Source organism: Margalitia sp. FSL K6-0131 (assembly GCF_038008735.1).
Lineage (GTDB): Bacteria > Bacillota > Bacilli > Bacillales > Bacillaceae_C > Margalitia > Margalitia shackletonii.
On sequence record NZ_JBBOZS010000001.1, the window covers coordinates 186,559 to 210,460 of the forward strand.

18 protein-coding genes, 8 tRNA genes and 1 rRNA gene are annotated in these 23,902 nt (G+C 35.6%); 25 read left to right on the plus strand and 2 right to left on the minus strand.

Translation table 11 applies throughout. The features are described 5' to 3' along the window. Positions 1-104: 104 nt before the first annotated feature. The 11 genes from rrf (at position 105) to rocF (ending at position 3,784) form a co-directional block, all read left to right on the plus strand. Positions 105-221 (plus strand): 5S ribosomal RNA (rrf, locus tag NSQ59_RS00990). Positions 222-230: 9 nt separating this feature from the next. Continuing rightward, positions 231-305 (plus strand) — tRNA-Asn (locus tag NSQ59_RS00995). A 2-nt stretch (positions 306-307) separates the two neighbouring features. Continuing rightward, positions 308-380, plus strand: a tRNA-Thr gene (locus NSQ59_RS01000). A 21-nt stretch (positions 381-401) separates the two neighbouring features. Beyond that, positions 402-476: transfer RNA gene (locus NSQ59_RS01005), tRNA-Glu, on the plus strand. Positions 477-490: 14 nt separating this feature from the next. Beyond that, positions 491-566: transfer RNA gene (locus NSQ59_RS01010), tRNA-Val, on the plus strand. A 164-nt stretch (positions 567-730) separates the two neighbouring features. Next, positions 731-806: transfer RNA gene (locus NSQ59_RS01015), tRNA-Thr, on the plus strand. Between the two features lie 9 nt (positions 807-815). Next, positions 816-899 (plus strand) — tRNA-Tyr (locus NSQ59_RS01020). Between the two features lie 60 nt (positions 900-959). Continuing rightward, a tRNA-Gln gene (locus NSQ59_RS01025) sits at positions 960-1,034 on the plus strand. Between the two features lie 211 nt (positions 1,035-1,245). Continuing rightward, positions 1,246-1,318, plus strand: a tRNA-Lys gene (locus NSQ59_RS01030). A gap of 469 nt (positions 1,319-1,787) precedes the next feature. Beyond that, a complete protein-coding gene (locus NSQ59_RS01035) occupies positions 1,788-2,756 on the plus strand; it encodes a cation diffusion facilitator family transporter (protein ID WP_055737848.1) in 969 nt (322 codons plus the stop codon). 128 nt (positions 2,757-2,884) lie between these two features. Further along, positions 2,885-3,784 carry an arginase gene (gene rocF / locus NSQ59_RS01040; RefSeq protein ID WP_055737849.1) on the plus strand — a complete coding sequence of 300 codons (900 nt, stop codon included), beginning with the start codon at positions 2,885-2,887 and terminating at the stop codon, positions 3,782-3,784. Positions 3,785-3,887: 103 nt separating this feature from the next. On the opposite strand, the gene NSQ59_RS01045 is transcribed toward rocF, so the two are convergent. Together NSQ59_RS01045 and NSQ59_RS01050 are read right to left on the minus strand one after the other, a co-directional pair. Next, the gene (locus NSQ59_RS01045; RefSeq protein ID WP_055737850.1) at positions 3,888-5,462 is read right to left on the minus strand and encodes an IS1182 family transposase; all 1,575 of its coding nucleotides are present in this window, start codon (positions 5,460-5,462) and stop codon (positions 3,888-3,890) included. Between the two features lie 161 nt (positions 5,463-5,623). Continuing rightward, the gene (locus NSQ59_RS01050; protein ID WP_083489166.1) at positions 5,624-5,788 is read right to left on the minus strand and encodes an aspartyl-phosphate phosphatase Spo0E family protein; all 165 of its coding nucleotides are present in this window, start codon (positions 5,786-5,788) and stop codon (positions 5,624-5,626) included. A 223-nt stretch (positions 5,789-6,011) separates the two neighbouring features. Here NSQ59_RS01050 and sigW point away from each other — a divergent pair, with 223 nt between their 5' ends. The 14 genes from sigW (at position 6,012) to NSQ59_RS01120 (ending at position 23,506) form a co-directional block, all read left to right on the plus strand. Then, positions 6,012-6,575: an RNA polymerase sigma factor SigW gene (gene sigW / locus NSQ59_RS01055; RefSeq protein WP_055737851.1), complete on the plus strand. Its 564-nt coding sequence runs from the start codon at positions 6,012-6,014 to the stop codon at positions 6,573-6,575. 5 nt (positions 6,576-6,580) lie between these two features. Continuing rightward, a complete protein-coding gene (locus tag NSQ59_RS01060; RefSeq protein WP_055737852.1) occupies positions 6,581-7,207 on the plus strand; it encodes an anti-sigma factor family protein in 627 nt (208 codons plus the stop codon). 262 nt (positions 7,208-7,469) lie between these two features. Continuing rightward, complete coding sequence (cdaA, locus tag NSQ59_RS01065) at positions 7,470-8,297, plus strand: diadenylate cyclase CdaA (protein ID WP_055737853.1); 828 nt, start codon at positions 7,470-7,472, stop codon at positions 8,295-8,297. Beyond that, the gene (locus tag NSQ59_RS01070) at positions 8,290-9,522 is read left to right on the plus strand and encodes a CdaR family protein (RefSeq protein ID WP_340828642.1); all 1,233 of its coding nucleotides are present in this window, start codon (positions 8,290-8,292) and stop codon (positions 9,520-9,522) included. Before cdaA ends, NSQ59_RS01070 begins: the two co-directional genes overlap by 8 nt. A gap of 32 nt (positions 9,523-9,554) precedes the next feature. After that, a complete protein-coding gene (gene glmM, locus NSQ59_RS01075) occupies positions 9,555-10,910 on the plus strand; it encodes a phosphoglucosamine mutase (protein ID WP_055737855.1) in 1,356 nt (451 codons plus the stop codon). A 592-nt stretch (positions 10,911-11,502) separates the two neighbouring features. Further along, the gene (gene glmS / locus NSQ59_RS01080) at positions 11,503-13,305 is read left to right on the plus strand and encodes a glutamine--fructose-6-phosphate transaminase (isomerizing) (protein WP_340828643.1); all 1,803 of its coding nucleotides are present in this window, start codon (positions 11,503-11,505) and stop codon (positions 13,303-13,305) included. Positions 13,306-13,456: 151 nt separating this feature from the next. Then, entirely contained in the window at positions 13,457-14,296 is an 840-nt protein-coding gene (locus NSQ59_RS01085; protein WP_055737857.1) for a heteromeric transposase endonuclease subunit TnsA, read from the plus strand. Beyond that, a complete protein-coding gene (locus NSQ59_RS01090; protein WP_340828644.1) occupies positions 14,293-16,449 on the plus strand; it encodes a Mu transposase C-terminal domain-containing protein in 2,157 nt (718 codons plus the stop codon). The genes NSQ59_RS01085 and NSQ59_RS01090 overlap by 4 nt, the downstream gene beginning before the upstream one ends. Next, complete coding sequence (locus NSQ59_RS01095; RefSeq protein ID WP_340828646.1) at positions 16,424-18,115, plus strand: ATP-binding protein; 1,692 nt, start codon at positions 16,424-16,426, stop codon at positions 18,113-18,115. Before NSQ59_RS01090 ends, NSQ59_RS01095 begins: the two co-directional genes overlap by 26 nt. Before the next feature lie 85 nt (positions 18,116-18,200). Then, on the plus strand, positions 18,201-18,932 hold the full coding sequence (locus tag NSQ59_RS01100; RefSeq protein WP_340828650.1) for a TniQ family protein: 732 nt from the start codon (positions 18,201-18,203) through the stop codon (positions 18,930-18,932). Positions 18,933-19,226: 294 nt separating this feature from the next. Beyond that, positions 19,227-20,294: an endospore germination permease gene (locus NSQ59_RS01105; RefSeq protein ID WP_340833115.1), complete on the plus strand. Its 1,068-nt coding sequence runs from the start codon at positions 19,227-19,229 to the stop codon at positions 20,292-20,294. Continuing rightward, entirely contained in the window at positions 20,291-21,817 is a 1,527-nt protein-coding gene (locus tag NSQ59_RS01110) for a spore germination protein (RefSeq protein WP_340828652.1), read from the plus strand. The genes NSQ59_RS01105 and NSQ59_RS01110 overlap by 4 nt, the downstream gene beginning before the upstream one ends. After that, a complete protein-coding gene (locus tag NSQ59_RS01115; protein WP_340828654.1) occupies positions 21,795-22,982 on the plus strand; it encodes a Ger(x)C family spore germination protein in 1,188 nt (395 codons plus the stop codon). Before NSQ59_RS01110 ends, NSQ59_RS01115 begins: the two co-directional genes overlap by 23 nt. Positions 22,983-22,999: 17 nt before the next feature. After that, the gene (locus NSQ59_RS01120; protein WP_340828656.1) at positions 23,000-23,506 is read left to right on the plus strand and encodes a hypothetical protein; all 507 of its coding nucleotides are present in this window, start codon (positions 23,000-23,002) and stop codon (positions 23,504-23,506) included. Positions 23,507-23,902: the final 396 nt, after the last annotated feature.

Here is a 23,902-nt window from a genome sequence, read left to right on the forward strand (position 1 = left end):
AAGAAATTCTAAAAAAACCCTTGAAATTTAGCTGAAAATCATTATAATTAAGTTTGTCTTAATGAAATGAACTGCTTATAAGCAGTGAAGCAAAAGAAACAATATCCGGTAATTATGGCGAGAAGGTCACACCCGTTCCCATCCCGAACACGGAAGTTAAGCTTCTCAGCGCCGATGGTAGTTGGGGGCTCTCCCCCTGCAAGAGTAGGACGTTGCCGGGTTTAGATTATTCCGCAGTAGCTCAGTGGTAGAGCTATCGGCTGTTAACCGATCGGTCGTAGGTTCGAATCCTACCTGCGGAGCCATTGCTTCCATAGCTCAGCAGGTAGAGCACTTCCATGGTAAGGAAGAGGTCACCGGTTCGAGCCCGGTTGGAAGCTTACCTAAACAGCATCTAGATTGGCCCGTTGGTCAAGCGGTTAAGACACCGCCCTTTCACGGCGGTAACACGGGTTCGAATCCCGTACGGGTCACCACTTTAATATATTTCGGAGGATTAGCTCAGCTGGGAGAGCACCTGCCTTACAAGCAGGGGGTCGGCGGTTCGATCCCGTCATCCTCCACCATATTTTAAAAAAAATGCCGGCCTAGCTCAATTGGTAGAGCACGATCGAATATGCTACGAAGCGACGCTTCAGCGTATAGCTCGAGTTGCTACTTGGATAAGCTTTCTGAGAGCTGGACGACAATTATTTGCGATAATTTATCAGCAGTTAACATCTTTTAATAAGCCGGCCTAGCTCAATTGGTAGAGCAACTGACTTGTAATCAGTAGGTTGGGGGTTCAAGTCCTCTGGCCGGCACCATTCCTTATCGGAGGGGTAGCGAAGTGGCTAAACGCGGCGGACTGTAAATCCGCTCCTTCGGGTTCGGCGGTTCGAATCCGTCCCCCTCCACCATTTTAAAGTTATATTTTTTTAAAACTGTGGACATAATATAAATGTCTTTTTTCTTTTCAATGGGCTATAGCCAAGCGGTAAGGCAACGGACTTTGACTCCGTCACTCGTTGGTTCGAATCCAGCTAGCCCAGCCATTTTTTTTTGCCCTTTTTTGATTCATATATATTGAACTTTAGTACATAATAAAGAGGCATAGATATGCGAGCCATTAGCTCGCACGAGTAATCTACGAAGCGAAACATCAGCGTACAGCTTGAGCTGCTACTTGAATAGGCATACTGAAAGCTTGACGACGTAGATGTTCTTAGGAAAGAAGCATAAAATCTTTTCTACAATCTATATTACGAGCCATTAGCTCAGTCGGTAGAGCATCTGACTTTTAATCAGAGGGTCGAAGGTTCGAGTCCTTCATGGCTCATCCATCCTTTAAGGTCTTGATTGAAAAAATCAGGCCTTTTTTTGTTTTAATAAGCAGTTATATCTCTTAAGCGGACACTGAATCCGTTATTCTTATTAAATGCCCATATTTTAAACGTTTAGCGGACATAGATTCCGTTATTTAAGAAAAATCACATCGAAATCACTGCTTTTTTGTAAAATAGCGGAACCTATGTCCGCAAACTCAAGGAATTATCGTGTTTTGTCACAGATAAAGGAACTAGTGTCCGATAAACTTTGTACAAGACGAAAAATATTATAACGATGGAACTTCATATGCTTTTGATTTGCTAGTGTTTGTTTATTTACAATGCTTCTCCACATGCTATTTTAAAACCTTATTCCAGAAAACCCCTTCCTTCAAATTTCAAAAAATATCCACCATAAAATTACGAAAACAACAAAATCCTAATGTATAATGAAAGAATAAATTTCATTGGAGGTCATGGATGACAGAGTTATTTAGGCTTTTAAAAGGCGGTAATAAATCAGCTTTATTAGCCGCTATAGTAAATACAATTATTTCTATAATAAAAGGTATTGCCTTTTTTCTCACAGGCAATGTTGCGATGTTTGCGGAGACGATGCATAGTTTAGGGGATGCAGCAAATCAGCTATTTGTATTTATTGGATCGGCTTTAAGTAAAAAGGCTCCTACTGATCGTTTCCCAAATGGATTTGGAAGACTGGTAAACCTTGTATTACTCGGAGCAGTTTTAATAGTGGGGATTATGTCATTCGAAACAATAAAGGAAGGATTTCATCATATCATCCATCCTACCGTTTCACATGGGTTTATTATTAATATCGTTGTGTTAGGTGCAGGTGTAATACTAGAATCTTTTGTTCTTTTTAAGGCGATGAAGGAAATCGTACACAGTGTAGGTGTCGAGGCAAAAGGATTCGGAATTGTTATACAAAGTATGAGAGGTTTTTCGAAAGCAAAACCTGCGACGAAATTAGTGTTTTTGGAAGATACGGTTGCTACAGGCGGAGGCTTGCTTGCCATTATAGCCGTGGTTATTTCTCATTTTACTTCTTTTCATCAGGCAGAAGGAATAGCGTCTATCTTAATTGGTGTGATGATGTTTATTGTCGTTGGTAAAGTTTTTCTAGATAATGCTGCTGGAGCATTAGGTGAAGCAGATGAAGAAATGGAAGATAGAATCGGCAAGATTGTTATGAATGATCCTTCTGTAAAAGATATTCAGGATGTTACCGTAATCAAAGAAGGTGAGGATCTCCATGTAGAACTTGAAATTGAGGTAGATCCAACTTTAACCGTGGCAGAGGCAGATGACATAAAAGATCGATTGGAACAAAGAATTATGGAGGAAAACGGAGTAGTAGATGTTTTAATTGAGTTTGATGAAGATGATGGGGTAACTAATTGGAAAGAAGATAAGGAAAAAGAGTGAACAATACTGACTGGCTGTGAGAAATTTTCACAGCTTTTTTAATTGAATATATATACAGAAAGTTGTCGAGTTGAGTCATTTCTTTTTCCTGTATACAATAAGCGTATAAGGGAAAAGGAGGGTTTTATATGAAAAAGAATATTTCGATTCTTGGTGTCCCGATGGATTTAGGACAGACTCGCAGAGGGGTTAATATGGGACCGAGTGCGATTCGGTATGCGGATGTTGTAGAGCGTATTGAAAAGCTTGGATACGAAGTTCATGATATGGATGATATAGAAATTGGCAAAGCAGAAAGATTGCATGATGCAGAATTAAATTTAAGGAATTTGAAAGCGGTTGCAGATGCGAGTGAAATATTAGCTTCTAAAGTTAATGAGATTGTTGAAAAAGGTGATTTTCCTCTAATTTTAGGAGGAGATCATAGTATTGCTATTGGTACTTTAGCAGGAGTATCTAAACATTATAAAAACCTAGGTGTAATTTGGTATGATGCTCATGGAGATTTAAATATTCCAGAAACCTCTCCTTCAGGCAATATTCACGGAATGCCGCTTGCTGCAAGTTTAGGGCTTGGGAATGAAACATTAACGAATATTGGCGGTTATTGCCCGAAAGTAAAATATGAAAATATCGTTCTGATCGGAGCTAGAGATCTAGATGAAGGAGAAAGAGAGTTAATTAAGGAAAAGGGCATTAAAGTGTATACCATGCATGAAATTGATCGTATGGGTATGACAAGAGTAATAGAGGAAACGATTGAATACTTAAAGGATCGTACGGATGGTGTTCACCTATCATTAGATTTAGACGGATTAGATCCAAACGACTGTCCAGGTGTGGGAACCCCTGTAATGGGAGGAATAAGCTACCGCGAAAGTCATTTAGCAATGGAGATGCTTGCTGAATCGGGTATCATCACATCAGCAGAATTTGTTGAAGTCAATCCAATTCTCGATGACAAGAATAAAACAGCAGATGTTGCTGTAGGTTTAATGTGTTCATTATTTGGGGAAAAGCTATTATAATCATAATCTAGAGGCTGGGACATAACTAGCTTCAAATAGTGAGAAAGGTGAATTTGAGGGAACTCAAATTCACCTTTCTCTATTTTTGCGTTTAAATTTTCTATTACCTTAGTTGTTTGGCAGTGAATTTTCTTAAATTCACTGCCATTAACGCAAGGCCCATTTCGTTTTCTACCTTCGATTTTCCTCGTACAGAAAATCGAGCGAAACGCAAATTAGCCTTCAAGAATCCAAAAACTGGTTCCACATCGATTTTGCGTTTTCGATAGATGGCACTCGTTTTCTCTTCTGAAAGCTTCGCTCTTACATATTCTTTTTGCTGTTCCCATTTTTCATTCACCATTAGTTTTCGATTGTTGCCTTCTTTTGCTTTTGTACAGGATGAACGGAATGGGCATCCCGAACAGTCTTCGCACTCGTAGATTTTGAACTTCCGTTGGAAGCCTGTACGGTCATTTCGGACTGAATGATATTGATATTCAAGACGTTTCTGATTAGGGCATGTATAGGTATCTGTTTCTTTATCATACTTCCAGTTGTCGGGATTAAAAGTGTTTTGTTTGTACTTTTTCTTTTGTTCCTTCAAATACATATTATATGTAATAAGTGCTTCTCGTTTTCTTTTCAAAAGGATATCATTAAAGTTTTGTTCACTACCATAACCTGCATCTGCGGCAATGTGTTTCGGTAACTCGAAATAATGCTGCTCGATCTCATCTAAAAATGGAATTAACGTACGCGTATCTGTTGGGTTTGAAAATAAACTATAGGCAAGCGCGTATTGGCCCTCCGTTGCGATTTGTACATTGTAACCAGCTTTCAATTGTCCGTTTTGCATATAATCATCTTTCATTCGCATAAATGTCGCATCTGGATCTGTTTTAGAATAGCTATTACGCGTGCCAAAGATTTCAATGTCTTGTTGGTATTTCTGTTTTCGCAGGACAAAATCAATCAACTGTTTTCGCACTTGTTTTGGGTATTTCCGTTCATTTCTTAAAGCTTTTCGTTCTGGAACGTCTGATGATGCTTCTATTTGTTTATCATACTCGGTTACGACATCGTCCACTTTTTGAACCAATTGAGCGAGTTCTTCCAATGATAACTGTTCATCGCTTTCACGTTCCATTTCAGGTATAATTTCATTTTCAAGCAGTTCATTGTATAGCTGGTTTGACTTTTCAATTAAACTTTGATGATATTTCTCAATCGATTTCTTCCAGACAAACGTAAATTTATTCGCATTCGCTTCAATCTTTGTACCATCGATAAAAACCGCTTCTTGATCGATAAGTTTTTCTTCGATCAATTGGCAACGAAATTGGACGAAACATTGGCGAATTAAATCTTTCACTTCTGATTGAACACGGAATCGGTTGATGGTGCGGTAGCTTGGTTGATAACCTTGAGCTAACCACATCATACGGATACTGTCTTTTAATAGGGCTTCCATTTTGCGTCCTGAAAAGATAGATTGCGTGTAAGCACATAAGATAATTTTAAGCATCATGCGTGGATGGTAGGCAGGGCAGCCATTATTTCGCAGAAATGGTTCGAACGCTTCAAGAGGGATGCTTTCAACTAAATGATGGACATGGAAGGCAATATCATTTTTTTGTAATTTTACTTCTAAATCTAAAGGCAAAACTAATTGATTCATGGTATAATTTTTAAACATAAGGATCCTTCTTTCTGTATAATTTTGTTGTGGTGACTTAATTTTATCAGAAGCGGTCCTTATTTTTATTCAAAAAATAATCAAAGCCGGTGAAATTTTACTTGTCGTAAAATTTCACCGGCTTTTTCATCTCAGAGGCGGGTTTTGTCCCAGCCTCTTTTTTATTCTTTCATACTTCTTTTTAACACTTCATATTGATTAAGTAGCTGATCTAATTTGTCACTCGCTTCAATAACTTTTTCATTGTTAAAAGAGGATTTTAATGCAAGTTCAATCATTTCTTTTCGTTTTTCTTCAATATTAGATATTATCTTTTGCATCTTCATATAAAAACCTCCTCTTTTCTAATGAAGACTATCCTTACAGCATGGTCTTCCGAAAAATTTCCTAATGCTTGTATTTGCGTTTATTATTTACTGTTTATCCATTTTTGTAAAAAATAAAACATTCATTGGTAAATATTTGATAATATAGAAGTATAGATTTTTTTGAAACCTTTTTGCTATTCATTCGTAACAATGTATAGCCGCTAGGGCGGAGGGAAACTAGATGGAAATGCTTGTAAAAAAGAGAATTAAGCAAGTTATAAAAGGTGATCGTAATGCTTATGAAGACATAGTAGAGCTATTTAAAGACAAGGTTTTTCAAATATGTTATCGTATGTTGGGGAATCGTCATGATGCGGAGGAAGTGGCACAGGAAGCTTTTATTCGTGCGTATTTAAATATTGAAAGCTTTAAGCAGGAACGAAAATTTTCTACTTGGCTTTATCGCATAGCAACAAATTTATGTATCGACCGATTACGCAGGAAGAAGCCTGATTATTATTTAGATGCTGAAGTGTCAGGAACTGACGGGCTTACTTTATATTCACAAATTCCTTCCAATGACCGATTACCTGATGTGGAAGTTGAAAATATAGAGCTGCAAGAAAATATTCAGCAGGCCATTTACCATTTACCCGAAAAATATCGTTCGGTCATTGTATTGAAATATGTAGAAGACTTATCATTAAATGAGATAAGTGAAATAATGAATTTACCCCTTGGAACGGTAAAGACAAGGATACATCGAGGACGAGAAGCACTTCGAAAGCAACTTCGAAATTTATAGAGAGGATGAGAACGAAATTGAATACTTGTTCTGAAGAAATTATTCTCTATATGCACAAATATCTAGATGGTGAACTAACAGCGAATGAGGAACAAGTGCTTAAAGAACATATACAACATTGTCCTGATTGTGGAAAGCATTTTCAAGAGCTCAAGAAAACTGTTGCCTATGTTAAAAGTGGTTCACATATATTTGCTCCGCATGATTTTACAAAAAAAGTAATGGCACAATTGCCTAAGGAGCAGCTTCAAGCAGGAATAAAACGCTGGATCAGAGTCCATCCACTATTAGTTGCAGTTTCTGTATTTATTATTTTGATGGGAGGCACTGTCTTCTCAGTGTGGAATGATGATCATGAGTTTTCCTTTACGAAAAACCCGCACTTAATAGTAAAGGACCACACAGTGATAGTACCAAAGGGAGAGGTAATTAAAGGTGATCTCGTGGTGAAGAATGGCGACCTGCGAGTAGATGGCAAAGTAGAAGGGGATGTCACCGTAATTAACGGAAAGAAATACATGGCATCAGCAGGAAATGTCACCGGAAATGTAAAGGAAATTAATGAAATATACGATTGGCTATGGTTCGAAATGAAGGATACGGGAAAGAAGATAGTAAATTATTTTAAATAAATGTTACTAAGGAAGCAATTTATGCAGGATTGTTTCCTTTTATTTTGTTTTCTTATAATATGGTATAATAATAACTAAGCAATTTTTTAATTAAGCTGTTTTCGTAAAATATTGCTATTCGCATTATGTGTAAAATAATAATAAAACAAGTATTGTTTAGGGGCATCTTATCTTAAAAATTGCATCATTTAAATTGATCTGGTTTTTGAATGAATAAAGTTAAGAAAAGAGTCTCTGATTAAAAACTAATGGAGGACAAAAGATGTCGTTTGCTAATTTCACTGTCTTAGATTATCTATCCAGTATAGTAGACATACTCCTCGTTTGGTACGTGATATATAAGCTATTAATGGTGATTCGCGGTACAAAAGCGGTTCAGCTGTTAAAGGGAATCATCGTCATTGTTCTTGCCAGAGCACTAAGTGGCGTTCTAGGATTTAATACGTTAGGTTGGATGATTGACAAAGTAATTACATGGGGATTTTTAGGAGTTATCATCATCTTCCAGCCGGAATTGAGAAGGGCGCTCGAACAATTAGGTCGAGGGAAACTCTTCTCACGCGGAAATGTCCATGAGGATGAGGAACGCAACCGGATTATTGAATCTCTGGTTAAAGCGACCAGCTATATGGCAAAACGGAGAATTGGTGCATTAATCTCATTTGAAAGGGAAACCGGATTGAGTGATTACATAGAAACGGGTATACCGCTAAATTCGGCGATATCCTCGGAACTTTTAATCAACATTTTCATTCCAAACACTCCTTTGCATGATGGTGCTGTTATTCTTCAAAAAAACCAAATTGCCGCGGCAGCATGCTATTTGCCATTATCTGAAAGTCCTTTTATTTCAAAAGAACTTGGTACAAGGCATCGGGCAGCAATCGGAATCAGTGAGGTAACAGATAGTGTGACGATTGTTGTTTCCGAGGAAACAGGTGGTATTTCCTTAACGAAAAATGGTGAATTACATCGTGACCTTACGATAGAGCAATTTAAACACTTATTGGAAAAAGAACTTTTTGACGTAGATCATGATAAACAGGCTTCCTCATCAAAGTGGAATTGGAGGGTGAAGAAGCATGGATAAATTTATGGAAAGTAAATGGTTTATTAGAATTCTTGCACTGCTCCTAGCCCTTTTATTATTTACTTCCGTACATGATAATCAAAGTCTCTTTAAAAACATTAAATCAAATAAAGGGGAAGCAACCGTACAAATGCCGGTTGTACTTTATTATGATGAGGAAAATACCGTTGTTTCGGGAGTTCCTAAAACGGTGGAGGTAACACTCTCCGGCCCTAATAATCTTGTTGAGTTTGCAAAAAGCTCCAGAGATTTCAGTGTGTTTGTTGATTTAAGCAATGCCAAAATTGGGCGTCAAAGAGTGAAACTAAAGACAAAGGGTCTTTCGGATAAATTAACAGCAAAAATTTCCCCTGCAGCGGTAGAAGTATCTGTACAAGAAAAGGTCACCGTTGAAAAGCCAGTTACCGCAGAATTTAATTCGGATTTACTGGCGGAAGGATTTGAGGCGGAACAGCCAACTGTTAGTCCGAAAACCGTTAAAATCACCGGTGCAAAAGATGTTATTGATAAAATTAGCTATGTAAGAGCGGCATTAAATGTCAATAAGAACATTGATGCTGATATAACGAAAGATGCATGGGTACAAGTACTCGACCGTAATTTTAACAAATTAGATGTGTCAGTGAATCCCGGTACTGTGCAGGTTAACATACCAGTAAAGAATCCAAGTAAGACGGTGCCAATTACCATTAACCCTACAGGAAAAGAGCAAGATGGGGTGGTCATTGACAGTATCTCGACAGATCCAAAGAATGTGACTATTTACGGAAAAAGTGATGTATTAAAAACCATTGATGCCCTAACCTTAGATGTTGATATTAGCAAAATTGCTAAAGATACGGATCTTACTGTTCCATTGAAGAGTCCTAAAGGCGTTAATAAACTGGATCCAGGAGCGGTGAAGGTAAAGGTAAAGGTGCGGGATAAGGTGGAACAAAAAACCTTTTCGAATATTAAGTTGAGCAGTAAAGGTTTGGATGATAATTATGATTTAGAATTCCTATCCCCTTCTGATGGTCTTGTGGACCTAAATGTGACGGGTCCAAGTCAAGAGCTTAAGAACATAGACGATCATAATTTTGATGTGTTTCTGGACTTATCGGGGTTAAAACCTGGTGATCATAATGTGAACATAGAAGTTAACGGGCCAAACGACTTATCGTGGGAATTATCCAGTAAGAAGGCAAAAATTCGTTTAACTGAAAAAAATCAAAGTAATGTATAGACAATGGATTTAAAGAAGGAGAGAAAGATTTTATGGGTAAATATTTTGGTACTGACGGAGTAAGAGGGATTGCTAATACAGAATTAACACCCGAACTGGCATTTAAACTCGGACGTTATGGTGGATATGTATTAACAAAAAATTCGGAGCGACCTAAGGTTATAATTGGTCGTGATACTCGTATTTCCGGTCATATGCTGGAAGGTGCACTAGTTGCCGGCTTGCTTTCCATAGGAGCAGAGGTCATGCGTTTAGGTGTTATTTCAACACCTGGTGTTGCTTTTTTAACAAAAGCGTTAGGTGCTCAGGCTGGAGTTATGATTTCTGCATCCCATAATCCGGTTGCCGATAATGGAATTAAGTTTTTCGGATCTGACGGCTTTAAGCTAGTGGACCAACAGGAGCTGGAAATTGAAGAATTACTTGACCAGCAAGAGGATCATCTACCGCGTCCAGTTGGGAAAGATCTTGGTATGGTAAACGATTACTTTGAAGGTGGTCAAAAATATTTACAATTTTTGAAGCAAACGGTTGAAGAAGATTTCTCAGGCATTCATATTGCATTAGATTGTGCTAATGGCGCAACCTCTTCTTTAGCAACGCATCTATTCGCTGATCTTGATGCGGATGTATCTACTATGGGAGCATCTCCGGATGGATTGAATATTAATGAAGGTGTCGGTTCTACACATCCCGAAAATCTAGCCGCTTTTGTAAAAGAAAAAGGAGCGGATGTAGGTCTTGCCTTCGATGGTGATGGCGACCGCATGATTGCAGTGGATGAAAATGGTGAAATCGTGGATGGCGATCAGATCATGTATATCTGTGCAAAATACCTTAAGAGTGAAGGCCGTTTAAAGCATTCTACGGTGGTATCTACTGTTATGAGTAACTTAGGATTTCATAAAGGTCTGGAGGAACTCGGCATTAAGAGTATTCAAACCGCTGTCGGGGATCGTTATGTAGTGGAAGAAATGAAAAATGACGGTTATAACCTTGGCGGTGAACAATCCGGACATGTTATCTTTTTAGATTATAATACAACAGGGGATGGCCTGTTATCCGGTATTCAGCTTGTTAATATTATGAAGGCGACGAAAAAGCCATTATCCGAGCTTGCAAAGGAAATGAAAAAATATCCACAAAAACTTGTGAATGTAATGGTTTCAGATAAATATCATGTGACGGATAATGAAAGTGTAAAAGCCATTATCCAAGAAGTAGAATCAGAAATGGGAGGTAATGGTCGAATTCTCGTCCGCCCTTCCGGAACAGAACCATTAGTTCGTGTAATGGCAGAAGCGCCGACTGAAGAAAAATGTGAAGAATACGTGCGTCGAATTGTAGAAGTTGTGGAAAAAGAAATGGGATTAAAAGTGGAAAAATAAAATGGATATGCATACGGGTCACCTTCCAATCCCGTATGCATATTTTATTTATGTAATGTTTTTTATAGCTCTTTTTCTTTGTTGCTTTTTTAAATTAAGAACCTCAAAAATTACCTATTTTTAGACTAAAAACAAATGATGAAAAGCAACAATTGAAACGAAAAAAAGTTTTTTATTGACGAAAAGCACTAAAGTAAGGTAAGATAATGGTGCTTTTTAATTGGAGTTAACATCAAAGGGAAAAGGAGGATAGTGTCACAATATTTTATTTAAAAGCGCCAGAACTAAACGTAGAGGTTTAGTTGACGAGGTGGAGGAGTATCGAGGATTTCGGCGGATACCTCCCGGCTGCCACACACAGTCGATGTCTTTTTCTTAAAACACTGAGGTGACTTGGTGCACAAAGGAAAAAGAAAAGTGGAAAAGATCCTATTTCATTAATGAATCTATGTTTCTATTTCACAGCAGATACGAAATCAGGAAAAGATTAGATGATTTATATGAACAGGAAAACTACCAACTAAAAAGCAGAGATAAGGGGCAGGAATGCTCCTAGTATTCTTGCCCCTATTATTAGGGAGGAAGATACAAAATGTGTGGTATTGTAGGTTATATTGGACAAAAAGATGCGAAGGAAATTTTACTAAAAGGCTTAGAAAAGCTTGAATATAGAGGATATGACTCTGCAGGTATTGCGTTGCAGAACGGAAATATGGTTCATGTTTTCAAAGAAAAGGGAAGAATTGCAGATCTTCGTGCAATTGTTTCGGAGGAAGTTCAAGCTCCAAAGGGAATTGGACATACACGCTGGGCAACTCACGGTGTTCCGAGCAAAGGAAATGCTCATCCCCATCAGAGTGCATCAGGCCGTTTTACGCTTGTTCATAATGGAGTAATTGAAAACTATTCCCACTTGCAACAGGAGTATTTAAAGGATGTTGAACTAAGAAGTGAAACGGACACGGAAATCATTGTTCAACTAGTTGAAAAGTTTGCAGGTGAGGGGCTTTCTACGAAGGAAGCATTCCGCAAAACTCTTACTCTACTTATTGGTTCCTATGCACTTGCATTATTAGATACGGAAGATAATAGCACTATTTATGTTGCGAAAAACAAGAGTCCGCTCCTAGTCGGGGTTGGAGAAGGCTTTAATGTAGTTGCTAGTGATGCGATGGCAATGATTCAGGTAACGAATCAATATATCGAACTAATGGATAAAGAGATGGTCATCGTTACGAATAATGCAATTGTCATTGAGGATCTCCAAGGCAACCAAGTTAAACGTGATCCATATACCGCTTCAATTGATGCAAGTGATATTGAAAAGGGAACCTATCCTCACTACATGTTGAAGGAAATCGATGAACAGCCTCTTGTAATGAGAAAAATCATTCAGGCGTATCAGGATATTAATGGGGAACTAGCAATTGATTCCGATATTACTGCTGCTCTAAAAGAAGCCGACCGTGTTTACATCGTAGCGTGTGGAACGAGTTACCATGCTGGACTTGTAGGGAAGCAGCTAATCGAAAAGCTCGCAAAAATTCCAGTAGAAGTGCATGTAGCAAGTGAGTTCAGTTACAATATGCCGCTTTTAAGCGAAAAGCCTTTATTTATTTTCATCTCCCAAAGCGGTGAAACAGCAGACAGCCGTTCTGTACTTGTAAATGTGAAGAATTTAGGCTATAAGGCATTAACGATCACGAATGTTGCTGGCTCTACACTTTCACGTGAAGCAGACTATACTTTATTATTACATGCAGGACCAGAGATTGCAGTTGCTTCGACAAAAGCATATACAGCACAGATTGCCGTGCTTTCCATCCTTGCAACTGTTACGGCAAAAGTAAAAGGAATCGCAGAAGAATTCGACCTTATTCATGAACTTGGAATTGTCGCAAATGCAATGGAAGTATTGTGTGATTCGAAGGAAGAAATCGAAAAAATTGCTTATGAGTATTTAACTGTAACTCGTAACTGCTTCTTTATCGGACGTTCTCTTGACAATTATGTAGGACTTGAAGGGGCACTAAAGTTAAAAGAAATTTCATATATTCAAGCAGAAGGCTTTGCTGGTGGAGAATTAAAGCATGGTACCATCGCTTTAATCGAAGAAGGAACACCTGTCATCGCGTTGGCAACACAAAAGAATGTCAACTTAAGCATTCGTGGTAATGTCAAAGAAGTAACGGCTCGTGGTGCAAACCCTTGTATCATTTCCATGAAAGGCTTAGAAACAGATGAAGACCGTTTCATCATACCGGAAGTACACGAATTATTAACACCTCTTATCTCTGTAGTACCATTACAACTAATCGCATACTACGCTGCCCTTCATCGCGACTGTGATGTGGATAAACCACGTAACTTGGCGAAAAGTGTCACAGTGGAGTAATGGTTAGTTGAAGAATAGATGATGTTGTGGATTTGAAATAAAGTCGCGATGTTTATAAAAAAGATGCGATGTTTTGAAGAAAGTCACGATGTTTTAAAGAAAGTTGCGAAGCTTTTCCCCTTTAGATATGATTGTCTAAAGGGGTGTTTTTATGTCTAAAAGAAAAAGAACATCTAAAATTGAGAAGTGGATTAAGGAAGGTCGTGGCTCAGGAATTGGTTCAGAATATAAACCATGGTTAAAGATCCAAGATGTATCTTCGTTAGGTAGATCTACTCGCTTGAAAGGAATTAAGACAAAAAGGCAGCATGAGTTTTTATCAGATTTAGAACGAAACTACTTTTATATTACTGAATATTCGGATTTGGTTCTTGATATTCGTGAACAATTTCCTTTACTTCCATTGGAAGAAACAATTGTCATTGCAGATGAGTTAGGTATTAAACATCCTACCGATCCTAGAACGGGAGAACCGATTGTGATGACAACGGATTTTTTATTAACGATTAATAATGGACAAAGCGTATTTGAAGTAGCTCATACAATTAAAATGAAGGATGAATTATTAAAAGAGCGTATACTTGAAAAGTTTGAGATTGAACGTGAGTATTGGCATCGAAAAGGAATTGATTGGGGCATTGTAACAGAAGAAGAAATACTTAAAACAATGGCAAGAAACATCAGTTTTATCCACGATTACTATGACATTCGAGATTATGATGTATTTCGAGAAATGAGTGCACAGCATATTGAAGACTTATCTATTTCTTTAATGCAAAGGTTATTAGGAACTACAGAAAGCATTCGTAAAATCACAAATGAATTTGATACAGATACGCATTTGCCTTTTGGTAGTGGTGTAACGTTGTTTTATCATTTATTATCTCGAAAAATCATCATCATAGATATGATTGAGCCTTTAAATTTGGAAAAGCCAATCACCATTAAGTCGATTGATGATAGCAATCTGAAGAAGGTGAAATACGGATGATGTTGATTAACCAAGTGCTTCAATATGTATCTGATTCAAGAAGATTACGTGTTATTGAGATAGAAGAATCTTATGTATATATAGTCAATATTGATACGACAAGTGCTATGCCCCAAAGGGAACTTTATTTAAACTTACAAACAGAGATGAATCAAGATGAACTGCTTGTTGTAAGTGATCCTTATGCAAAAGCTATCCCAGATAATGAGCTCACAGAAGTTCAAATTCGTAAACGTGAAGAAGATTGGCGAACAGTAGAAGAATATATCCTCCCTAATATAAGTGAGTTACTACGAAAAAAAGGAAGAGAAAAGAAAATTACTGAAATCGTTAAGACAAGTGGAGTTGGAAAAACGAAAATAAAAAAATTACTTAGCCGTTATTGGCAGCGTGGTATGAATAAAAATTCCATGTTACCAGACTATGCAAATTCTGGTGGCAAGGGTAAAGCAAAGTCTTTGAAAGAAGCCAAAACAGGTCGTCCACGTAGAGTGCAAATTAGTGGAGATTATCAAACTGGCATTAATATAACAGACGAAGTGAAGCTTCAGTTTGAGCATGCCATTAATAAATTTTACCGAAAAACGAACAACTGCTCATTAAAAGATGTCTATCATTTCATATTGCGTGATTTTTATTCCGACCGTTATAAAGAAAATGGTGAAATGAAATATAGAGTATGGGAAGTAAACAGAATACCGTCTTACAATCAGTTTTACTATTGGTTTAAGAAAATAGAAGATCCAAAGAAAGATATTCAGTTCCGTAAAAGTGCTAAAGAATATGAACTGAAGCATCGTCCTATTTTAAGTGATTCAAAATCGGAAACGAATGGTCCAGGTACTCGCTTTCAAATTGATGCTACAATTGCAGATATTTATTTAGTGAGCTCGTTGGATGTAAATAAAGTCATTGGTCGCCCTGTTATTTATGCTGTCATTGATGTGTATTCACGAATAATAACAGGACTATATGTTGGATTAGAAGGACCTTCATGGATTGGAGCGATGATGGCTTTAGATAATATGGTAGCAGACAAGGTGGAGTTTTGTAAGAAATATGGAATCGAGATTACTGAGGAACAATGGCCAACAAAACATTTACCTGAAATTATTATTGCAGATCGTGGAGAGTTTGAAGGATATTCTGTCGAAAATTTAATCAATAACTTAAATATAAAAATAGAAAATACGACAGCATACCGAGGAGATTTAAAAGGAATTGTTGAGCGCAAATTTCGTACGTTTAACGGCAAGATAAAACAGAAGGCTCCTGGTGCAATTCAAAAGGAATATCGAGAACGTGGAGATCAAGATTATCGTTTAGATGCTACGTTAAATCTTAAAGAGTTCACAACATTAATTATTACGCTAGTCCTTCATCATAATCATAAAATCATTGATAAATATCCAATGGAAAAAGAAATGATTACAGACGGTTTAGTACCAACACCAGTTAATTTATGGAACTGGGGCATTCAAAATAGTAAAGGGCGATTAAGAACAATCGATCGTAATATTCTACGCTTAAATGTGTTACCACGTGGCAAGGCAACAATTTCTAGAGCCGGTATTAAGTTTAAAAACTTGTTATATGGTTCACGACAAGCAATTGAAGAACAGTGGTACTTGAAGTTAAAAAATCGCAGTATTGAAATTGTTTATGATCCTCGTAATGTCGAGAAGATATATATTCCTCATGATAATGGTATGGATTATGAAGCGTGTATATTACTTGAGCCAAGCCAACAGTATCGAAACGACTTTTTAGAGGAAATCGTTTTTTATCAACAGCTACGTAGTGAATTGGAAGAAATCGAACGATCTCATCAAGTACAGCTAACAATTAATACGGATGCCATGATGAATGAAATAATAAAAAAAGCAGAGAAGAAGAAAAAGCAATCATTCAATCAACCGACAAGTAAGAAAGAAAAAATTGTTTCGATAAGAGATAACAAACATACGGAAAAACAGTTAAATCGTGTAGAGGAGAAATTTGATTTATCGCTAGCTGTAGTCAGTGATAAACCAGATGTTATTGATTTTGTAACAAAAGAAAAAGTGCAAGATGACATACCTAAAAAATCCAGTTCGCGTCTAATGGAAAAACTAAAGAAGAAGCGAGATGAGAAGTTTGGAAAAGACGAATAATCTTGTCCTTAAAGATGATTTTGAGAAAGCAACATATAGGGAACAAGCTTTATCTGAGTATAGTAACAATCCATTCATCGAAGCTCTTCCATGTATTTTCGATGAAGACAATGTACTAGAGCGATTTATGGTGACCCCACGTATTACACAGCAAGAAAAGCAAAGTGAAACGAATATCCGATATCATGTGCTAAAACGTGTGAAAAACTTTATTCAGCCTTTACCAATTCATTTTGAAGTAGAACGGAGACTTTCTACGCTAATACGTAGAGGTTACTTAGCTCGAAATCCTTTAGAGAAAACGTTTTTTGAACGTATTCGAGTATTACACCAATTACGTGAAGATGAGGAAGAAGCTCATAAATATATTGATGAGCGCTTGAATTATATTCGTTCTACAGCAGATAGTTTATCAATTATCGGTATATCTGGTATTGGTAAAACAACAGCAATTGAACGATTGTTACTTATGTATCCTCAAGTTATTAAGCATGAGACGTATAAAGGCCAGCCTTTTAACCGTACACAAATTGTTTGGCTTAAAATTGATTGTCCATATGATGGCAGCTTATCAACACTTTGTAAAAGCTTTTTCAAAGCGATTGATGACTTATTAGGAACTCGTTATCTAGAGAAGTACGGCTACTTAAATCGTATTACATCAACAATGCTTTTACATATGACTTCATTAGCAAGTATGTATGGTATTGGTATGCTAGTCATCGATGAAATTCAGCACCTTTTACATTCCAAGAACGACCAAGAGGAAATGCTGAATTTCTTTGTTACACTATCAAATACAGTTGGTATCCCCACAGTATTAATTGGTACTTCAAAGGCACAGCAATTATTTAAAGGTAACTTCAGACAAGCTCGTCGTGCAGCAAGTGACGGTGCGATTATTTGGGATCGTATGGCTGAGGACAGTGAGGAATGGGATTTCTTTTTAGAAACTTTATGGGAATTACAATGTCTTAAAACACGCTCAGAACTTACTGAAGATGTGAAAAAGACTTTTTATGAGGAATGTCAGGGGATAACTTCGGTTGCAGTAAACTTGTTTATTTTAGCACAGGAGCGAGCTTTATTTGATGAATCAAATGAAGAAGAAAGAATTACTCCACGTGTTCTGAAGAAAACAGCAAAAGAAGATATGAAAATTATCCAACCAATGCTTAATGCAATTCGTAAAAGCGATTTAAAAGCGATGTATAAGTACGAGGATATTATGATTAATCTAGATGATCTGATGATTAACCATAAGCAAAACACAGAGTATGAAGGTAAAATCAAAAAGGCGATGAAAGAACGACAAAATACTTTGGGATATAAGCGACAGGATACGATAGAAAATTTAACTGTGGAGGTAGCCTCACTAGGAATTTTTGATAATCTGGAATTGAGTGATATTAAGCGAATTATAATCAAAATTGTTGAAAATAACCCGATTGATACAGATTTAAATGTATTAAAAACAGATTCAATTCAACAAGCTATTACAATAAATCAACAAAAGAAAAAAAATAAAGAATCAAAGATGCAAAAGGGAGAATTATTGCCATTGTTAACATTAAGAACAGCAGCAATTGAAAAAAAACAACACCCTTATGAATTGTTGAAATTAAAAGGATTTATTAAAAGTCCACTACAAGAATTCTATAAGTAATTTAGAAATTAAGTTATGAGGTGTCTAAAAACCTAGATTGATCGACATGATAGAAGTATGTCGAATAAAACTAGGGGGATTTTGGATGCTACCGTTCTTTACGAACCCATATCCTGATGAATTGATGTATTCAGCGATTGCTCGTTATCACTTTTATAGTGGCAATATCGATTGTAAGGACACATTGGAAGAAGTATTTCAAAGTCGTACTGTGATACCAAGTGTAGAGATTGGCAGCCATTTTTCTGTACTAGTTGAGCAATTTGGCTCTAACTATTCTGTTGAGAGCCTATTAGCCAAGCATACAATTTATCCTTTCTATGCTCCTTTTCTTTCTAAGAACCGCCAGAAAGAACTTCTACATGATGTTCAAGGAGATGGAAAAGGACTTTATATAAGACTTGGGATGGTCGCAGGAGGTATTTGTAAAAAAGACTGGCTCTGTTATTGTCCAGAATGTGCTGCTAATGATATTGATCAGTATGGAGAACCCTATATTCATCGTGAGCATCAGCTACAAGGAATTGATTTCTGTGCGCATCATGAATTGAAATTAAAGAAGTATCCTGTAGATCCTTCAAAGCAGAGTCGAATAGAATTTATTCGATTCGATAAAAGGTCACTTAACTTATCAATGATTCAAGAAGTTGAACCAAAAGAGTTCGAAGCTATTCAAATTGCTTTGGCAAAGAAGGCTTATCAATTGCTGCAAGTCCCAATAGATCGATTTTCAAGAGAATCATGTCATAAAAAAAGATGGTTAAATGCTGAAAATAGATGGAAAACATTATGTAAAAAATGCTACCTAACTTCATAAGTATTTAAGATAGATAAAGCTTGGAATACTGGGCTTTATTTTTTTATTCTACCACGCAAAATAAATAAGATAACTAACATTTGCTTTAATGGAACAATGAAAAAAGCTGTGGTTCTCAAAAATATTGTAAAAAATTATGCCTATTAAAATTAATATTGAAATGTTCCTAAGAATTAAGTTTATGTATTTTCCTGAGTCTACCTATGATTTTATATAAAAAAACGAATAAATTTCTCCTTTTTTAAAAATAATATTCTAAAAAAAGGAAGTGCTAGTATTAATACACTTGATTCCATTACAAATAAGCAAATGATGCTTATTCTAATAACAGTGATAGGTCTAAACAATCATGTATTTGTAATATCTCCACTTGTGCAACATGCAGGTAAAGATTCATGGATCAGTGTAATTCTATCATTTTTATTATCCATAGTCTGGATTATACTTCTTTTAGTTTTGCAAAAGTCAATTAATAATGAGGGAATTTTTGAGTGGCTACGATTTAAAGTAAACAAAAAAATTATTATTATTTTGGGAATAATCTTTATTCTCTTTTTAATAAATTTAAGTGCTATCACATTAAGAGAAACTATTGCGTTAATTAATGTTGGATATCTTCCTGAAACCCCAAAATGGATAGTAGCATGTATTTTCAGTATTGTTTGCCTATATTTTGGAGGATCAAAACTAGGAACGATAAGTATCATTAATATCTTATTACTCATTTTCGTTGTCTGTCTTGGGTTTTTCGTTGCTTTTACAAATATGGAACACAAAGATTATTCACTATTACTTCCTATTTTTGAAAATGGATATAGCCCCATATTAAAAAGTATTATTTTTCCCTATTCCGGAATGACTGAACTTATGCTTTTTTTATTTTTAAAAAAGAGAATTAATACTCCAGTTAAATTTCGACATCTCTTTATAACGTCTTTCATATTAATGGGGCTTACATTAGGACCATTAATAGGAGCAATAACGGAATTTGATGAGGTTGAAGCATCCTATCAACGTTTCCCAGCATTTGAAGAATGGGGATTAGTTTCTATAGGGGATTTTATTGAACATGTGAGTTTTTTAGCTTTGTATCAATGGTTAGCAGGTGCATTTATTCGCATTTCCTTATTCTTTTATACGATAAAAGAAGTTTTATTAGAAATTAATTTATATTCAAAATGGTGTCTATTTGTAATTTTATTTATCGTAATTGGATATGCCGTTTATCCCATCAGTGATATTCATTATTCGAATGTTTTATGGAATATCCTACTACCTTTTACGACTTACTTTTTAATCAGTTTTTTACTTCTATTATCCTTATTTATTTTAGTACTACATAAAAGGAGAATAAATGTATGAAGTTTTTCAAAAAAAAATCCCTACAAAAAAATTTATCAATAAGTAATGATAATAATAAAAAGAGCACCGTAATTAGTGAACGAGTATTAAGAAATGTTCTAAAAAAATGTCCGGATATACAATTTTCCTCAACTACTTATATACATCATCAAATTACCTATATATATTGTTCGGGATTAGTCAATACTGAAATATTATACAATACTGTTCCTCAGTCAATCGATCATTTTTTTTTCGTACATAAAGGCGAAATCACTGAGGAACAGATACGCAACTATCTACATATCCCAACCTTGGATGTAATTGATAATTTAGAGGCTGCAATAACGGATATATTCGCAGGAAAATTATTAATCGATTTTGGAATCAATGGAAAACTTTTTACGATTGATATATCAGAGCGCCCTCAAAGAAAGCCTGAAGAGACTGCCACTGAAGTAACTGTAAAAGGTCCTAGAGATAACTTTATTGAGGATATCAATGTTAACATTTCTTTAATTAGGAAAAGATTACGCACATCTTCACTTGCATTTGAACAAACAACGATAGGTAAACGTTCCCAAACGAAAGTTGCTATTCTTTATATGGATGATATCGCAAATATGAATGTACTTAAAGAAATAAAAAATAGACTTTCTACCATTGATATCGACGGACTTGTAACTACCCAACAATTAGAAGAAACGTTCAATAACACTCCTTATGCAATATTTCCAAGACACCAGTATACTGGTAAGCCAGATTTCGCTGTGCAAACATTATTAAATGGAAGGTTTGTTATCCTAATTGATGGTGTCACTATTGCCTTAATTACTCCTATTAACTTTTTTTTGCTACTTAAAGGAAGTGAAGATAAAGAAATATCATACATCTTCAGTTCATTTCAACGATTGATAAGAATATCTGGACTTTTCTTGTCAGCTATACTACCAGGCATATGGGTCTCTTTAACCTCATTTCATCAAGATCAACTCCCACTCTCATTATTAGCAACCGTTGTCGAATCAAGAAAAGGAGTTCCATTACCATTATCCATTGAAGTTATTCTTATGGTACTTTTATTTGAACTTTTTAAAGAGGCGGGATTACGATTACCTATGTCCATTGGTCAAATTCTTAGTGTAGTTGGTGGATTAATAATTGGAGATGCTGCAATAAATGCTGGATTGGCTAGTCCGGTGACCGTCGTTGTAATAGCTCTTTCCACATTATCCACGTTTAATCTAAATGACCAATCTTTAATTGGAACACTCTCTCTTACACGTCTTTTTATTATTATATTCTCTTCTTTATTCGGTTTTTTTGGCATGTTTACAGCAATATTTTTTATTTGTGCATATATCGGCAGAATAAATACATTTGGTGTTCCTTATTTGGAGGGAATTAGCCTACTAAATATATCTGATTTTATTAAAACAATTATTAAAATACCTAGCACAAAATATACAAAAAGGCCAAAAGCGCTCGAATTAAATGACGTTACTAGAACAGGTGAAGAAAATGAAAATAAAAAGAAAAGCTAATCAATTTTTTCTTTTATTGAGCATTTTAACTACAGTATTTCTTTCTGGATGCTGGGATGTGAAACAAACGGAAAGAATGATTTACATACATTCTATAGGTCTTGACTATAAAGACGGTAAATATATAGCATATTTACAAATCATTAATTTAGGACTACTTGCAAAAAGCGAGGCAGGAGGTAGCAATAACCAAGTTACAGCAGAACTTGGTCATGCATCAGGAAATACCGTGGAAGAAGCCATCTTTAATATCTATCAGACAACTCAAAGAAGACTTTTCTGGGGGCATATTGCATACATTGTTTTCACAGAAAATGTTTTGAAACAAGGAGGCTTACAAGCCATTACAGATATATTAGATCGGTATGTTGAAACTTATTATCAAATATGGATATATCTAACGGAAGATTCCATTCCTAATATACTTCATGCCATGCCGAATATTGGGATGTCTACAGATCTTTCACGCCTTAGTGATCCAGAACCTAGTTTTAAACAATTTTCCTATATCCGACCTATTGATTTAAGAAGATTAATTATTTTAAATAACCGTCCACCAAATGAAATAGTATTACCAAGTATTTCAGGAAATCACCAATTATGGGAAGCTGATTCCAAACACATGGATGCAGCAATATTAAACGGATTAGGTATTATCACTAATGACAATTTGAAAGGGTATCTAAGTAACAGTAAAGCTAAAGGATATAGATGGATGAATAAGGATTTTCAGAGATCAGAAATAACTATAAAAGGCAAGGAAGGTATGGGTCTTCTATTAAGGAACTTACATGTAAAGGTAACTCCGGTCATAAAACATAATGAGGTTAAATTTAATGTTAAAATTAAAGCTAAAGTACATTTAAATAAAGTAAGACGAACTAATTCATTAGAGGAAATAAGCTCTGAGGCTAAAAGGAAAATTAAAAAAGAAATAATGGATACTTATTTAGAAGGTCTGAAACTGGATTCTGATATATATCGTCTTTCAAACGTACTTTACATAAAGAATTATTCCACTTGGAAAAGAATACAACATGATGGAAAAATACCGTTGAATAATCACTCTATTAATAATATTGACATTAATTTAAAAATAATAGATGCTGGAAAAAAAAGGAACAAGCCCACCTTAATTAAGAGAAAATATCCGAGCCATCCATAATTGGATGGCTTTAGTCGATGTTTAACATCATGATTTACACCATTATAGAGGGTCCATATAAATTTCAAGAGGTAAAATGCTTAGGCGTGGATGTTGCTTTATTTGGGTTCTCCATTATTTTTTGTTGGGAGAATGAACAAGCAAAATTAAACGAAGAAATTAGACAAGGTTTAATAGATAGGTTGGAAGAAAAACTACTTCAAGATTTTTATAGAGAATTAGAAGGTATTAGTTTGAATTTAACTTTAAATATTACTGTGGGAAGTGTGATAGAGAAAGCATACATTGCTACAAAACATTATTCAGAATCTGAATGGGATATTCTAGCGAAGTCAATGAAAGAATTCGAGGCTAACTTGGATATTAATAATAAGGGTGTAACTCCAAGGATATCTCTTGAAATAGATGTTCTAAGAGGATTAGAAGACCATCAATCTGAATTCAGGAAATTAAACGCCTACGCTGAAGCAAAAAGGGCAGTGAATTTGAGTTATGTAATTAAATTAGTTGTATATGCTTACTAGATTAACACCACTACGAAATGATCAAACTTTTTTATAAAAACGATACTTGAATCTGCTGATAAAGAATCCATTTTAATCAATCTTTTTTCAAAATGGATTCTTTATATTCGTTGTAAAATTAGGGTTTGTGTGATATTTTTGATCAAACTTTATTTCAAAGCAACAGATGTTGTTCATGTCTAGATACATTAAAGAAGTTACTAATGTACACCAAAGATTAATGTACTGAAACATCTATGTAAATCCTTAAGTAAAAAAGTTTGAATTAGATCGAAGGAAAGTCAGGTGGATCCTGGTTACCCTTCGATCTTTTTTTAAGAAAGAAGCAGAAAAGAAGGGCATAAGTTTTTTTATATGAAAATCTTAATTATCAGTATACGAACCAAGGTCCATTTC